The sequence below is a fragment of the Vibrio mediterranei genome, assembly GCF_013364395.1.
In the GTDB taxonomy this organism is placed as follows: domain Bacteria; phylum Pseudomonadota; class Gammaproteobacteria; order Enterobacterales; family Vibrionaceae; genus Vibrio; species Vibrio mediterranei.
The window spans coordinates 1,896,147-1,910,285 of the sequence record NZ_JABXGK010000001.1 but is presented as its reverse complement, the minus strand read 5'-3'; the positions used below and the strand labels follow the sequence as shown (position 1 = coordinate 1,910,285).

The window sequence follows — 14,139 nt, the reverse complement described above, 5'->3', positions numbered from 1 at the left end:
GGGAATCTCCCTAATCTAATAACGTGAATTTGATGAGAACAGAATGATGAAAAAGAATCCGTCTCTGATAGGTGGTGCCTGTATTATAGCGAGTGTCTGTGTAGGCGCTGGTATGTTGGGACTACCAAGTGCAGGTGCTGGCGCCTGGACTATTTGGTCGATGTTGGCCATCGCAATAACTATGGTGGTCATGACAATTTCTGGTTGGATGCTATTAGAAGCATTCAAACACTACGAATTAAAAGTGTCTTTTGACACAGTTACAAAGGACTTATTAGGCGATAAGATTAATCTTATTAACAACATTACAGTGTATTTCGTGGGTGGTATTTTACTCTACGCCTACATTACTTCTTCAGGACTTATATTACAGGATGTACTCGGTCTTAATGCTAAAATCGCATCCGTTCTTTTTGTCTTGATTTTTTCTGCGTTTGTTTGGCATTCAACCCGTGCGGTAGACCGAATTTCGGTTGTGCTAATTGCTTTCATGATTCTAAGCTTTGTGTTTGGTGTATCGGGCTTGGCTGTGAAAGTAAATATGGCGGTACTTTTCGATACCATTAGTGAAGAGAATGCTTATGCGCCATACGCCATGGCAATGTTGCCTGTAGCACTGACCTCATTTGGATACCATCACTCAGTGTCTTCAATGCGCGCTTATTACGGTGAAGAGACAAAAGCCAAATACGCCATTCTAGGCGGTACTGTTATCGCACTTAGTCTTTATTTCCTATGGCTATTTAGTATTTTCGGCAATCTTCCTAGAGCAAACTTCGGCCCAGTTATCGAGCAGGGTGGTAATGTAGATGCATTGCTAAAAGCTCTTGGCTCAGTAATTGAGTCAGATAAAGTCGCGAACGCAATCAATACTTTCTCAATGGCAGCAATTTTGTCTTCATTTATTGGTGTTGGTCTGGGTGTTTTTGATTTCCTTGCAGACTTCTTTAAGTTCGAAGATACAAAACAAGGTCGCACCAAAACATGGCTCGTTACCTTCCTACCGCCACTTGTTATGTCTCTACTATTCCCATTTGGTTTCGTGATCGCTATTGGCTACGCGGGTGCTGCGGCAACGGTATGGGCATGTATCATCCCGGCATTATTGGCGAAGAAAACACGAGAAGTGCATGCAGGCGCTGATGGGTTTAAAGCACCTGGTGGTCAGGTGATGATTACTCTAGTGATTACTTTTGGTGTCCTGACTGCGGTGTTCCACATCCTTTCTATGATGGGTCTGTTGCCGACATTTGTTGGCTAAACCTTAAACAACTATTCGCAGCTAGCTTGTGCTTGCAAAAGACGAGCTAGCTTAACCAGATAAAAACAAGAGGAGACAACTATGACTGCAATAGCTACAAATAACGCACCAGCTGCTATTGGCCCTTATGTTCAAGGCGTTACATTTGGTGATATGGTTATTACTTCAGGGCAGTTGCCAATTGACCCCGAAACTAAGGCAATGGTTGAAGATGTGGCAGAGCAGGCAACTCAGTCATTAACCAATGCATTAGCGATCGTCAAGGAATCTGGCTTGGAAGCAAGTAATATTGTAAAAACGACAGTGTTTGTCAAAGACCTCAACGATTTTGCTTTAGTCAATGCAGCTTATGAAGCGTTCTTTAACGCTCACAATGCTCCTTTCCCCGCAAGATCTTGTGTAGAAGTCGCGCGTCTTCCTATGGATGCAAAAGTAGAGATCGAGGTAATAGCGGTTAGAAAAGGCTAGTGATGTAAGAAATAAGTTCTGGGGGCGCCGCTAGATTATGGCGCCTCATAGTGAGCTTTTCTGCTCAGTCCCAAGTTTTCAGATTAGATTAATCATGTGGTTGAGTGAAGCGAATATGTTATTTGCTCTGCCAAGTTTTACTGATCCATCCCCCTATGCTCTCATCAAAGTAATTTCCACTGAATTCTTGTTTATATTCAACGACATTATCCGCTTGTGGCCTTTCATCTAATAGATGGTTGATGTAGACCGCCATAGGATCATCGAACTGGTCGCGGCGTTTTTTCTCAGCTACTTCCTTGATGATTTGCATGCGATATGCCTTGCTCATTTTCTTCATGTTTTACCTCCTTTGCCGTGAGCGGTTTATCAAACATAGGAGTAAATTTGAAGCTGGTCAAATAATGAGCAGTGTTTTGTGGCATTCCATATGAAATGATGTTATCCGCGAAATTTGGGAGGTGTTTGAGCCTATGAAACTTGTTAGTTAAAGATCGTAAAGTGTAAAGCAACGAAAATAGAGCGTAACAATTGGAATTGTTATGATAGACTTAAATGAAAACAATAATCATTAAGAGAAAATCATGAAAAAGCCACGTCCTAAGACTCTCAAAGTCACTAAAGTGCATCCACTTTCTCCTAACATGCTACGTATTTCTTTTTATTCAGAAGAACTGAAGGCCTTTCCATCGGATAGTGTCGGTGGCTATATTAAGTTCTTGTTTAATGAACGTGGCGGTACAGATATCACCGGGCTTTCGGAAGATAATCGCCCCAAATTGCGTACCTATACCATAAGAAGCCTTAATGTCGAGTCAGGTGAAATGGATGTCGATTTCGTCACTCATATTACTGAAGACAAGTTGTGTGGATTTGGTGCACGCTGGGCAAGTTCTGCGAAAGAGGGCGATATGATATCCATCATGGGGCCAGGAACTCTTCAAGATGTTGATACTAGTAAAGACTGGTTTTTCTTCAATGCAGACATGACTTCTTTACCAGCGTTGGCGGTTAAGCTAAAAATGCTCCCAAGCGATGCAAAAGGATATGCTGTGATTCAAATAGAAGACAGCGCTGATGAACAAATATTGGAGGTCCCAGAGGGCATCAGACTGATTTGGACGACTGGCTCTTTGTCTAAAACATCAGAGGACTTAGATTGGTTAACTGGTTCACCTTTCGTTTGGTGTGCTTGTGAGTTTGATGAAATGAGAGCACTTCGCCGTTATTTCCGCAACGAAAAAGAAATTCCAAGACAAGACATCTATATCAGTAGCTATTGGAAGCGAGGGGTGGCAGAAGATGGTCACAAAGTGATTAAAAAGCAAGATCACGAAGAGTTTGAGTCCAACTAGCCACCATATTCCCTAGTGACGTGTTAATGATAGGAATGGTGTTGAGTTAGCCATTCCTTTTCTTGATTGAATGCGAAAAATAAGCTCGACCTAAGTCAGGTTCTTTTACGACTAAGGTTGGTATCATATCCTGCATTAATTCTACTTAAGTCACACTTTTCCTTATATATTCTGTCAATTATTTTTCCTAGCAGATTAAGTCTCTGTTTGTTACACTTCCGCGCATAAAAAATAACAACGCAATTACATCCCCCAAACAGCTCCTTATTTCTTGTACCCTACATTCAAGAGTAACGAGCCTTTAACTTATAGAGGTCCCCCAGTTACTATGAGTAATAGCAACATCTCGCAAACTGAAATTCACCAGAATCAGTGGCAACTAAACCAAACACTCGCTGAGTCCATGCTACCTATCTTAGGTCGACTGTACAGAGAGAAGGGCGTTGAAATATTGTTGTTCGGCAAAACTCTCGTCAATGCAACGACCATCGACATTATTAAAACTCATCGCGTATCACGACACTATTCTCCTCAAGCCATCAACATTGTTCAAACTGCTCCTCTCATCGAAAAACTGTCTCAATTAAACCTGTCTCCATGCTGCATCGATATCGGCCAACTAGCTCAACAGTATTGGGCGAATAACGATAATGAACAAAACATCGATGATTTCTTAATGACAGCGCTAGTTGAGAGTATAGAAAGCAATGGGGCACTTGAGTCTCGTGATGTTGTCTTATATGGCTTTGGTCGTATTGGTCGTCTACTAACTCGTATCTTGGTCGAGAAAAGTGGCCCAGGTTACCCACTGACTCTTAGAGCGATTGTAGTTCGTGGAGGTCGTGAAGGTGACTTACAAAAACGTGCTAGCCTTTTGCGTCGTGACTCCGTGCATGGCCAGTTCAATGGCAGCATAGTAGTTGATGAAGAGAATAAAGCGCTGATTGTTAACGGTAATTATATTCAAATTATCTATGCCAACAGCCCTGCTGACGTGGACTATACCGAATACGGAATCAACAATGCACTGGTTGTTGATAATACTGGCGTTTGGCGTGATGCTGAAGGTTTAGGTCAGCACGTAGCGTGCAATGGCGCAAATAAAGTGTTACTGACTGCTCCGGGTAAGGGTGACATTAAAAATATCGTGTTTGGTGTGAACCATGAGTCGATTCTGGAGGACGATACTATTGTATCGGCAGCGAGCTGTACGACCAACGCGATTACTCCGACTTTAAAAGCGGTCAATGATAAGTATGGCATTATTTCAGGCCACATTGAGACGGTTCACTCGTACACGAATGATCAAAACCTTATTGATAACTATCATAAAGGTGACCGTCGCGGACGTTCTGCTTCTTTGAATATGGTTTTAACATCAACGGGTGCAGCAAAAGCCGTTGCTAAAGCGCTTCCGGAGCTGGCAGGCAAACTAAGTGGTAACGCTATTCGTGTCCCTATACCAAATGCCTCGATGGCGGTGGCGAACTTAAATCTTGAAAAAGAAACCTCAAAAGATGAGCTTAATGCGTACTTGCGTGAAATCTCTCTCACCTCATCTCTATCGGCACAAATAGACTATACCGATTCAACAGAGATTGTTTCGACCGATTTAGTTGGTGCTCGTCATCCAGGTATCGTAGATGGCCAAGCGACAATCGCACAAGATAATCGCTGCGTATTGTACATCTGGTACGACAATGAATTTGGCTACAGTTGCCAAGTTGTACATTGCATGGAACAGATGATGGGCGTGAAATACAAAACCTACCCAGCTGTTGTGTAAATCCGACATCCACTGCTAGATATTGCCGTCATCGCTAGGTGACGGCTTTTTTATGCCTAAAGCTCTATCTTTGCCTGATTCTAAGGCTTGAGGGAACAAAGCGTAATTATCTCACTCTGGGCACGCTACGCTACTGACTTGAGTGTGATGTATACTGAGCGCAGGACCTATTGGGCTAAATCTGCAATGAATGATTGTTTTCTACTTACACTAGTTTGAAGTTTTCCTTTGATCCATTGATTAAACAAACTGAAGTCAGAATGTACCGGCCAGAAAAGGGAGGCAACGACTTTTTTGCCAAAGAAATCGGGGTGGTCGGTAATTACTTTTAGTTTGCTGTCTTTCATGTTTTTGTCGATAAGGAACTCAGGCAAAAATGCAATGCCACGTTGAGCTTTGCACAGATCGATAATAGTTCCTAAGTCATCTAGCCTCCATAGGTTGTATGAGGCTATATTTGAGAGATTGAGTAACTCCTCAATGCCATCCATTAACAGCACTCGTTGGGAGGGATGACTTTTAACGGATTTTAAGTCTTCATGAGCGACCCACCAACAGTTAACGTGAAATAGTTCGTCTATGTTAAAGTCATTATCAGTCTTGTGATAAGGGTTCCCTAACGCAAGATCTATTTTACCCTCATTAATGTAGTTCCCTAAAACGAAACTTGGTTTAGTAACAACGACCAAATCGACGTTGGGAAATGCTTCAGAGAAGTCCAACAGTGTTTTCTTCACTTCTTTATTGAACACTAAAGGATCAATACCCACACGGTAGACAATTTGCTCTGATATATTCATTTGCTTCGCAGTAGTGATCAACTCACGATACTTCGACACAACAGGTGTCGATAAATGGAACAGGCGTTTCCCTTTTTCAGTTAACCAGACTTTAGAGTGTTGTCTATTAAATAAATTGAAGCCTAAGTCTGACTCTAGATTCTGAACAGCAGTGCTAACAGTAGATTGGGATTTACCAAGCTTACGAGCAGCGGAGCTAAATGAACCTTCGTCAACTACAGCTACGAACGAAACAATATTTTCGAATTGTAGTTTCATGATTCAACCAACCTTTATAAAGCAAGCAGATTTTAATTATGTGAATTGTACATTTGCAACACAATAGCGTGATGATACTAGTATTTCAACTCGTTTTATAAAGCAGTGGAAATTAATGATGTTAATTATAGTGTGGATATATTCCCATATTGCATAAATTATCATCGCATCTATCTCTTTTTGTGCTAAGAATAATTATAACCAACAATAAAGTAATGGCTCTATTAATGATCTATATCTCACAGTACGAAATATGTTATCTGTGCTGAGGCTGTAATAAAAGTATAACATTTGTCTTTAAGTGTATGTTATATAAGTATTTGTATGATTTCTGTGTTGTTGTTTGAATTCTCATTTTGAACATTGTTTGTTAAGCCTATCGATTACATCGATAGGGTGTATTTTTTGTTGAATGTAAGTATTAATTAGAATGAGCAAGCTTTTGTAAATCGACCTTAAAGGAAGTTAAAATGATTACCAAACTATATGTAAAAACAAGCTTGTTTTTATCACAATTTAAAAACGACCAACGCGGTGTAACTGCAATTGAGTATGGATTGATTGGTGTAGCTATGGCTATAGCAGTGAGTGTTGCTTTTAGCGTGGGTGGCGATGGTGGTTTCTTGAAAGAACTGAAAGCTGCTTTTGCCAAAATAGGTACAACGATTGCGACCTCTACTAGTGGAAAGTAAGTTTAAATACTTACATAAGCCATAAGTGGTATATCAAAGTTAGACCAGTATTTTATTGGTCTAACGAATATATATACGATATGTCTTGCAGACATTGGAAATGACTATATCTAACTAATGAAATGTAATGCTAAGTAATGCAGTGTATTTAATTGTCTTGGCTATAGTGTGTTGTGTTATCTCTATAACGGACATTTCTTACAGGAAAATACATAATTCGATATTGGCAATGCTCTTCATTTTTCAATGTTTATTATCACCACTCGATATCCATATGACTACGTTTTTATTGGTGCTAACTCTAGGGTTAATATCTTACGTATTCATGTGGTTCGGGGCTGGTGATATTAAGTATGCTGCTATTTTGTCCTTAACGATTCCACTCACTGATTTACCATGGGCATACGTTCTCACTGGTTTTTCTGGTGGTTTAATTGCAGTAATTTACTGGATGAAAAGCAAAGTTATAAGTGATGAGTGTCATATTAAAAATGGTATCCCATATGGGGTAGCAATTAGTGTTGGGTTTTATTTAGTTATATTTGTCCAAATTGCGCCACATATTTGAATCTCTAAGAGTGAGAAAATTATGAGATCTCGACTGGTATTACTTGTCGCTGTTGTAGCGTTGGTAGTAGGGGCGCTAGGCGTTGTCGACTTATTCAAAAGTAAACCTCAACCGACTACTGTCACTGAAGTGACGGAAAACAAAGATGAAGAGCATGTTGCAGTTTGGATGACCACAGAAGCATACGAAAAGGGTCATGCAATCACTGCTCAAGGGGTGGTAAAAAAGCAATTACCTCTAAGTGAGGCACTAAGCCTTGGTGTTCGAGAAGACGCGAAAATTAGTTTTTCACCATCTGTACTATTAAACCGAACTCTTACACCGGGAGAGATCGTTCTACCTGAATATCAAGTTTCCCCTGGTCAATCGGGGTATATCGACTTGCTGGTCACTGAGGGAATGACGTTATATCCACTTGAAGTAAGTGATAAAAACCTTATCAATGATTACATTCGTCCCGGTTCGTTCATTGATGTTCTAACCGTGAGTTCGCCTAACGATAACTTAGCTGGAAATGTTGATAAGCCTAAACGCTTCAGAGGAGTTAAAGCCTCAATGTTTCTCAAACATGTCAAAGTACTTAACGTGGGTGATGACAAAGGCGATAACAGCTCTGTTACCGCTCGGTCTCCCACTAAGGAAAATGGGCTTACTACCGTGGTGATCGAAGTAAAGCCAGACGATTTAGCAAAGCTTGCGCTAGCGCAACGAACCATGCATATCGAAATCTATCGAAGTCAAACCTATAAGCAGCCGGAATACGCGGAAGTGCGTAACATTATTGACAACTATACGGGAATTGAAGAGTTACGTGGTAACGAAACGAATCCGAGAGAGGCCTTGTAATGATCATGCAACATCGACTCAAGCAAGCACTGTGGGTTTACATTACATCCGTGCTTATAGGCTTACTTTGGGTGAAACACGCTTACGCAGCGGATCGCTCAATTACTCTTAACGATGGTCAGCATATTCAATTGAAAATGCCTATTGGTAAGGTTTTTATAAGTAACCCTGCCATCGCAGACTACAAAATTATCAATGACAACACGCTTGTGGTGTTTGCTAATAGTGTCGGGCAATCAAGGCTTATTGTATATGGGACAAACAATGATGTTCTGCTTTCAGACCGCATTATTGTTGATCTCGATTTAACCGAGGTACGCCGCCAGCTTAAGTTCCATTTTCCCGACGCGAAGGTCAAGGTTCAGTCGGTAGGTGAGCAGGTTGCTGTTAGTGGTGTAGTGGACTCGGAGCAAACTCGAGACGATATCTACCGTTTGGTGGCGACGCTTCTGGGACGTAAAAAAACTGAGAAGTGGGATAAAACACAGAAAATGAAATTCAAATCTGACTCGCTGGAGCTTGAAGAGCCAGAAAGTATGGTTTTTGCCCGCAATATGACTTGGGAAGGGATTCTTGAACGTATTGAGGTCGCTACTACCCAACAGGTTAACGTCAAAATATCCGTTGCTCAGGTAACGGAGTCGTTTGGTAAAACGGTCGGTGTAGACTGGAGCTCAGTAGGCTCAAGTGTGGGAGAGTTCGTCTTTGACCAATTTGATGCCGCAAATCTTAGTACGCTTATCACTGCATTAGGTAATGACAGCATTGCAGAAGTGCTAGCAGAACCGAATCTGACCGTGTTGTCTGGAGAGTCTGCGAGTTTTCTCGTCGGTGGAGAAGTTCCCGTAATAGTGTCAACAAGCAACAACGTGAACATTACGTTTAAAGAGTTTGGTATCAAGCTCGATCTAACCGCGAAAGTGCTCAGCCAAGACAAAATTCGTATGCAGCTTTCTCCAGAAGTTAGTGAAGTGGAAAGTTATGTTGAAGCAGCCGGTGTCAAGGTACCTCAATTAGCGTCCAGACGTGCCATGACGACGGTTGAGTTAGCGGACGGTGACAGCTTCATTTTAGGTGGGCTGATGAGTAGTAGTGACCTAGAAAAAATGCAGAAAATCCCATTTATCGGTGATGTACCTGTACTCGGTGCTGCGTTTCGAAAAGCAACCACTCAACGAAAACGAACCGAACTTATCATTGTTGCTACCGTGAACTTGGTAGAACCGATGAAACCAAAGGATATCCAACTGCCATACATTAAGAAAACCTCGACCTTGTCGCGTTGGCTAAATGTTGACTCAGATGGAAAGCCTGTAGCGTCTTCAGATGCCACCATTCGTCTGTTATCGCAAGGAGGATTCATTCAATGAAGAAGCTAATCATAATTGTTTTCCTTGTTTCAACTTTATTAGGCTGTGCTTCCGAACGTTACTTTGGTGGGAATGGTGCAGAGGCTATTACCTATCAAGAACATCATAATTTCGACTTTGCAATTAAGAATTATGATGAAACGGCTAAACAAATTAGCGCATTGGTAAAGGACATTGAGTCGACTGATAAAGAGGCGACTTACGTTATCGACTATAAGAACACTCGCAGCAAAAAGATGTTAGAGAAGATCTTTGACCAGTATCCGTCTCACAAAGTTGCACAGCAACGAGTGGAGTTCAAACACGTTCACACCATGCGTAATGATCTCAATATTCAAGTCACGTTAACTCGACTGAAAACGCAACAATGCGCACCCGCGCAGATACAACAACAGATTGGACAGCCTGATTGTTTTGTTGAGTCAATGCGTTTGAAGCAAGTGTCCTACAAGTCTCGATTGGTAGGAGAATAAGATGTTTGACCTTACTAAAGCACTAACCACAAAGGCAAAGCCGGTTCCGAAAACACCAACAGGGGTCGCGGGTTGTACATTGTTTTATCAATCGCAGGAGTGCTTGAATCTTGTACAGGAAGTGTTCCGATTTGAAGGCTGGAATGATCCGGCATGTGTGAAAACCACGGCGGGACTGACGAAATTAACTGAGCAGCAAAGTAGCCACATCGTTATTCTTGAGCTTAATGAATCGAATAATGTCGTCGAAGATGCTAGAGCGTTTGCTAGCAAGCTGCCTACTCATAAAGGTGTGATAGTTATTGGTAAAGAAGATGCTATCTCTACTTTACGTTCACTTAAAGACATGGGCTTTTACTACGTTTTTTGGCCAGTGAACAAGCAAGAATTTGCTGATTTTTTAACTCACGTGAGCAAGAACCTCAAAACCTTTTCTGGGGTTAGCCAAAAGCGAAAAGCTAAGCGCGTGGCTGTAGTCGGCTCCAAAGGTGGTGTAGGCGCATCATTTTTGGCGACAGAACTGAGTTCTCTACTTTCTACTCATGGGACCGACACCATCCTTGTGGACCACCAATACTCCGGTACCAATATAGATGTTTTGCTCGCTCTCAAGGATTTTAAGCCTCGAGCGATTGACGAGTTTACCGCACCTTTGCATGAGATGGATGAAGAGGGGGCGCTAAGTTATCTGTTTAGTGCTAGAAAAAACCTGCGCTTGTTGGCCATTGATGGTGATATGAATCAAAACGATATTCTCACCTACAACCAGACGCTTTGTGAGTTACTAGCACGAAATACCAACTTTATTATCGAAGACTTCTCCGGAAGCGTCGATTTTAAAGTGGAACCTCAGTTGCTCGTTGAAAACTTTGACGTCGTCGTATTGGTACTAGACGCCTCGGTATCATCGGTCCGTAGTGCAAAGCGACTGTTTGAGAAAGTCGCTAACTTACAACTCACGCTATCTTCGCGTACGCGCGTTATTACGGTGGTGAACTATCATCGACCTGAAAATGCATATGTGTTGCAAAGGCTAGATCTTAAGAAATATTTAGGTGCGGATATCGACTTGGAAGTGGCCTACTGTAAGTCATTGTCTCACATCATTATTGACGGCAAACGTGGACACAAACACGACCGCCACATCAGTCGTTCTATAGAGCAACTGGTGAAACTAATTAATGGTCAGCCAGTGGATACTAAAGGCATGGGCTCTTGGTTAAAGAAGGTGCGCGCTAAATGAGTTCTAACAAAGACTTATATCTCGCATTTCGTGGTCAGATTTTTGAAGCCTTGGACGCAGAAGCGGTTCAGAAAATGAGTCGTCGAGACCTAGAGTCTCAGATACAAAGTGCTGTGGATCTTCTTGCTAATAGCTATCAAAGACCTATCACATCTATGATGAAGTCAGGCTTAGTAAAGAGCTTAATGGATGAGTTGTTTGGCCTAGGTCCTTTGCAGCCTTTGGTAGAGGATCAGTCGATTACCGACATTATGGTGAACGGTTCTAACAACATCTTTTTTGAAAGACACGGCAAAGTTCAAAAGTCTGAGGTGACGTTTGTCAACGAAGAGCAGGTGTTGGCGATTGCAAAACGTATTGCATCGCGTGTCGGGCGCCGCGTTGACGAACTTTCTCCTACGGTTGATGCCAGGCTAGAAGATGGCAGTCGTGTAAATATTGTTATTCCTCCTATAGCACTAGACGGCACGTCTATTTCAATACGTAAATTCCGAGAGCAGAACATTGGTTTTGAGGATTTGATTGGTTTTGGCTCTATGTCTTTAGACATGGCGCGGGTGTTGATGATTGCTTCTCGTTGTCGAATCAATGTGTTGATTTCTGGTGGTACGGGCTCAGGTAAAACTACCTTACTCAATGCCTTGTCTCAGTACATTGCCGAAGATGAACGCATTATAACCATAGAAGATGCCGCTGAACTGCGCCTTCAACAGCCTAACTTAGTTCGATTGGAAACAAGAACTTCGAGTATTGAGCAAACCGGAGCCGTCACGCAACGCGACTTGGTGATCAACGCACTTCGTATGAGACCAGATCGTATTATTCTCGGTGAGTGTCGTGGCTCGGAAGCGTTTGAAATGCTACAAGCGATGAACACGGGACACGACGGTTCGATGTCAACGTTGCACGCCAACACACCACGCGATGCTATTGCTCGTGTTGAATCCATGGTTATGATGGCGAACTTAAATCAGCCTTTGGATGCTATTAGGAGAACCATAGTCAGTGCGGTTCAAATGGTGGTACAGGTTAACCGTTTACGTGACGGTTCCCGTAAAGTTACCAGCATTTCAGAGATTGTCGGGCTTGAAGGCGACAGCGTGGTGATGGAGGAAATCTACCGCTTTCGCTATGACGATGCTCATTACGGCGAGGCAGTGAAGGGTGATTTCGTCACTAACGGTATTATGCAGCGCTCGGAACTGGTGAAAAAAGCACAGTTTTTCGGCTTATATGATGACTTAATGGCATCGTTTAAGGGGCTATAACATGCTTTGGTTGTCGTTAGTCCTCTTTGCCTTAGTCATCATTCTTTTGAGAGACTCTAAAGTCAAAAAAGTCGATCAGTTTTTCAACATAGAAGAAGCTGAAGCGGAAAACTTAAATGCTATTAACGTTAAGTCGTTGGTGAGAAAGCAGAATTGGCAGAAATTTAAGGAGTCGATTTCACCGACGCTTACCATCTTAGGGCCGCGTTCCTCGCTTTATATAGCTCTTTATATTACAGGCAGCATTATCGCTTCGTGGTATATCGTTATTGAATTATTATCCATGACCAATTCTTGGTTAGTGCTCAGTCTTTCTCTCATTTTCACTGTTTTCGGTTATCGCTTTTTGGTGGGAAGACGGCGACGTGATTTTGAAAATACCTTTCCTGATGCTCTGAATATTCTGATGAGCGCAGTAACGGCGGGTGATAGCTTGATGCAAGCAATTAGTTATGTCGGTGAAGCAATGAACAATCCGATAGGCCGTGAATTTAAGTTAATGGGCGATCGGTTGAAGTTGGGCGAATCACCGGAAGTCGTCTTGCAGCGTTCTTGTAAAAATTACCCTTATCCTGAGTTTTTATTTTTCACAGTGACTATTAGGGCAAACATTGCTCGTGGAGGACAACTCAAAGGAGTATTAGCTCGCCTTATAAGAGTATTGGTTGATTCTAGGACGCTAGAGAAAAAGAAAATGGCCATGACTTCAGAGGCGAGGATTTCTGCGAAAATCGTTGCGGCTATTCCGCTTATCTTTACCGTTATTCTAAATTATGTAAACCCAGCGAATGTCGACTTTGTTTTAAATGATCCGCAAGGTCAGTACGTCCTGTTTTACGTCCTTGGTAGCGAACTCATCGGCTTGTCTATTGTTTGGCTACTGGTAAGGGGAGTGCGCGCATGATGTTATTGACGGCGCTGATCGTCCTATTTGTTTCCCTGTTATTTCTGATTTTTGAGTCTTTACGAGCAGAGCAAAGGCGTAAGAAGGTAGAGGACTATATCGGCGGACAGACTTTAAATTCTTCTTCTCGTGTTAATCGCTTTTTTGTTCGGTTTGGTAAAGAGCACCGACATGAGCTCGAACAGAAGTTTATCGAAGCAGGTTATTACAACACTGAGTGGGCAAGATTTTACTTCCCAGCCAAGTTAGCGGTGCTCGCCGTGCTGTCGGTTTTAGTGTTAATGACAGATATGACGGCCAGTAACAAGTTATTGACGGTATTGGTATCTCTTGTTGCGGTGATTGTCGTTCCTGACATGCTGTTGCAGTTGCGACGCAAAGTGCTCATTGGAAAAACGTCCGCTCAACTTCCTTATCTACTGGACATGATGTCGGTGTGTGTACAAACCGGTATGACCATCGAGGCAGCATTGATCTATTTAGGTAAAGAGCTTGCAGAGTTTGATTCTGATCTCTGCTATCAGGTTAAGCGCACTTCCGATTCCGCCAAAATACATGGTTTAGAAAAAGCACTGAATGACCTCAGTGATCGCATACCTACGCCTGCAGTGCGAAGTTTTGTACTGACTATTATTCAAAACCTGCAATACGGTACTTCCGTGGCACAGGTACTGAGTGATTTGGCAGAAGATATGCGAAAAGTACAAATTTTAACTGTGGAAGAGAAAGTGGGTAAATTGTCCGCAAAAATGAGTATACCATTGATTTTGTTCATTATGTTTCCCATCGTAATTCTTATTCTCGCACCGGGAATTATGCAAATGTCCATAAATATAGGAGGGTAACG

15 protein-coding genes are annotated in these 14,139 nt (G+C 42.2%); 13 read left to right on the top strand and 2 right to left on the bottom strand.

The genetic code is table 11. From position 1 onward, the window contains the following. The first annotated feature begins 46 nt into the window (after window positions 1-46). Both HOP38_RS09010 and HOP38_RS09005 read left to right on the top strand, forming a co-directional pair. The gene (locus HOP38_RS09010; RefSeq protein ID WP_006070743.1) at window positions 47-1,261 is read left to right on the top strand and encodes an aromatic amino acid transporter; all 1,215 of its coding nucleotides are present in this window, start codon (window positions 47-49) and stop codon (window positions 1,259-1,261) included. Between the two features lie 81 nt (window positions 1,262-1,342). Further along, window positions 1,343-1,729: a RidA family protein gene (locus HOP38_RS09005; protein ID WP_198557895.1), complete on the top strand. Its 387-nt coding sequence runs from the start codon at window positions 1,343-1,345 to the stop codon at window positions 1,727-1,729. A 118-nt stretch (window positions 1,730-1,847) separates the two neighbouring features. Here HOP38_RS09005 and HOP38_RS09000 read toward each other — a convergent pair whose 3' ends face one another. Then, window positions 1,848-2,069 (bottom strand): hypothetical protein, encoded by a 222-nt coding sequence (locus HOP38_RS09000; protein WP_006070741.1) that lies wholly within the window; start codon window positions 2,067-2,069, stop codon window positions 1,848-1,850. 241 nt (window positions 2,070-2,310) lie between these two features. On the opposite strand from HOP38_RS09000, the gene HOP38_RS08995 reads away from it, so the two are divergent. Together HOP38_RS08995 and HOP38_RS08990 are read left to right on the top strand one after the other, a co-directional pair. Then, on the top strand, window positions 2,311-3,084 hold the full coding sequence (locus HOP38_RS08995; RefSeq protein WP_198558272.1) for a siderophore-interacting protein: 774 nt from the start codon (window positions 2,311-2,313) through the stop codon (window positions 3,082-3,084). A 328-nt stretch (window positions 3,085-3,412) separates the two neighbouring features. Further along, window positions 3,413-4,870: a glyceraldehyde-3-phosphate dehydrogenase gene (locus HOP38_RS08990; RefSeq protein WP_198557894.1), complete on the top strand. Its 1,458-nt coding sequence runs from the start codon at window positions 3,413-3,415 to the stop codon at window positions 4,868-4,870. A gap of 167 nt (window positions 4,871-5,037) precedes the next feature. On the opposite strand, the gene HOP38_RS08985 is transcribed toward HOP38_RS08990, so the two are convergent. Beyond that, window positions 5,038-5,928: a LysR family transcriptional regulator gene (locus HOP38_RS08985; RefSeq protein ID WP_006070738.1), complete on the bottom strand. Its 891-nt coding sequence runs from the start codon at window positions 5,926-5,928 to the stop codon at window positions 5,038-5,040. 470 nt (window positions 5,929-6,398) lie between these two features. Between HOP38_RS08985 and HOP38_RS08980 the strand changes: the two genes are divergently transcribed. The 9 genes from HOP38_RS08980 to HOP38_RS08940 all read left to right on the top strand — a co-directional run bounded on the left by HOP38_RS08980 (window position 6,399) and on the right by HOP38_RS08940 (window position 14,137). Next, window positions 6,399-6,620: a Flp family type IVb pilin gene (locus HOP38_RS08980; RefSeq protein WP_124939789.1), complete on the top strand. Its 222-nt coding sequence runs from the start codon at window positions 6,399-6,401 to the stop codon at window positions 6,618-6,620. A gap of 142 nt (window positions 6,621-6,762) precedes the next feature. Then, on the top strand, window positions 6,763-7,188 hold the full coding sequence (locus tag HOP38_RS08975) for an A24 family peptidase (protein ID WP_124941167.1): 426 nt from the start codon (window positions 6,763-6,765) through the stop codon (window positions 7,186-7,188). Window positions 7,189-7,209: 21 nt separating this feature from the next. Then, complete coding sequence (cpaB, locus tag HOP38_RS08970) at window positions 7,210-8,034, top strand: Flp pilus assembly protein CpaB (RefSeq protein ID WP_124939788.1); 825 nt, start codon at window positions 7,210-7,212, stop codon at window positions 8,032-8,034. After that, window positions 8,034-9,404, top strand: a complete 1,371-nt coding sequence (locus HOP38_RS08965) for a type II and III secretion system protein family protein (protein ID WP_198557893.1) — start codon at window positions 8,034-8,036, stop codon at window positions 9,402-9,404. Before cpaB ends, HOP38_RS08965 begins: the two co-directional genes overlap by 1 nt. Further along, window positions 9,401-9,877 carry a hypothetical protein gene (locus HOP38_RS08960; protein ID WP_198557892.1) on the top strand — a complete coding sequence of 159 codons (477 nt, stop codon included), beginning with the start codon at window positions 9,401-9,403 and terminating at the stop codon, window positions 9,875-9,877. The genes HOP38_RS08965 and HOP38_RS08960 overlap by 4 nt, the downstream gene beginning before the upstream one ends. A gap of 1 nt (window position 9,878) precedes the next feature. After that, a complete protein-coding gene (locus HOP38_RS08955) occupies window positions 9,879-11,120 on the top strand; it encodes a CpaE/TadZ family protein (protein WP_198557891.1) in 1,242 nt (413 codons plus the stop codon). Then, window positions 11,117-12,388 (top strand): TadA family conjugal transfer-associated ATPase, encoded by a 1,272-nt coding sequence (locus HOP38_RS08950; RefSeq protein WP_124939784.1) that lies wholly within the window; start codon window positions 11,117-11,119, stop codon window positions 12,386-12,388. Before HOP38_RS08955 ends, HOP38_RS08950 begins: the two co-directional genes overlap by 4 nt. A 1-nt stretch (window position 12,389) precedes the next feature. Then, entirely contained in the window at window positions 12,390-13,292 is a 903-nt protein-coding gene (locus HOP38_RS08945) for a type II secretion system F family protein (protein ID WP_006070729.1), read from the top strand. Next, window positions 13,289-14,137 (top strand): type II secretion system F family protein, encoded by an 849-nt coding sequence (locus HOP38_RS08940; RefSeq protein WP_088877443.1) that lies wholly within the window; start codon window positions 13,289-13,291, stop codon window positions 14,135-14,137. The genes HOP38_RS08945 and HOP38_RS08940 overlap by 4 nt, the downstream gene beginning before the upstream one ends. Window positions 14,138-14,139: the final 2 nt, after the last annotated feature.

Coding starts and splice junctions, on each gene's coding strand:
- HOP38_RS08985 (WP_006070738.1), bottom strand. CDS start 5,928: ATGAAACTACAATTCGAAAATATTGTTTCGTTCGTAGCTGTAGTTGAC.
- cpaB (WP_124939788.1), top strand. CDS start 7,210: ATGAGATCTCGACTGGTATTACTTGTCGCTGTTGTAGCGTTGGTAGTA.
- HOP38_RS09005 (WP_198557895.1), top strand. CDS start 1,343: ATGACTGCAATAGCTACAAATAACGCACCAGCTGCTATTGGCCCTTAT.
- HOP38_RS08965 (WP_198557893.1), top strand. CDS start 8,034: ATGATCATGCAACATCGACTCAAGCAAGCACTGTGGGTTTACATTACA.
- HOP38_RS08945 (WP_006070729.1), top strand. CDS start 12,390: ATGCTTTGGTTGTCGTTAGTCCTCTTTGCCTTAGTCATCATTCTTTTG.
- HOP38_RS08955 (WP_198557891.1), top strand. CDS start 9,879: ATGTTTGACCTTACTAAAGCACTAACCACAAAGGCAAAGCCGGTTCCG.
- HOP38_RS08940 (WP_088877443.1), top strand. CDS start 13,289: ATGATGTTATTGACGGCGCTGATCGTCCTATTTGTTTCCCTGTTATTT.
- HOP38_RS08950 (WP_124939784.1), top strand. CDS start 11,117: ATGAGTTCTAACAAAGACTTATATCTCGCATTTCGTGGTCAGATTTTT.
- HOP38_RS09000 (WP_006070741.1), bottom strand. CDS start 2,069: ATGAAGAAAATGAGCAAGGCATATCGCATGCAAATCATCAAGGAAGTA.
- HOP38_RS08960 (WP_198557892.1), top strand. CDS start 9,401: ATGAAGAAGCTAATCATAATTGTTTTCCTTGTTTCAACTTTATTAGGC.
- HOP38_RS08980 (WP_124939789.1), top strand. CDS start 6,399: ATGATTACCAAACTATATGTAAAAACAAGCTTGTTTTTATCACAATTT.
- HOP38_RS08990 (WP_198557894.1), top strand. CDS start 3,413: ATGAGTAATAGCAACATCTCGCAAACTGAAATTCACCAGAATCAGTGG.
- HOP38_RS09010 (WP_006070743.1), top strand. CDS start 47: ATGAAAAAGAATCCGTCTCTGATAGGTGGTGCCTGTATTATAGCGAGT.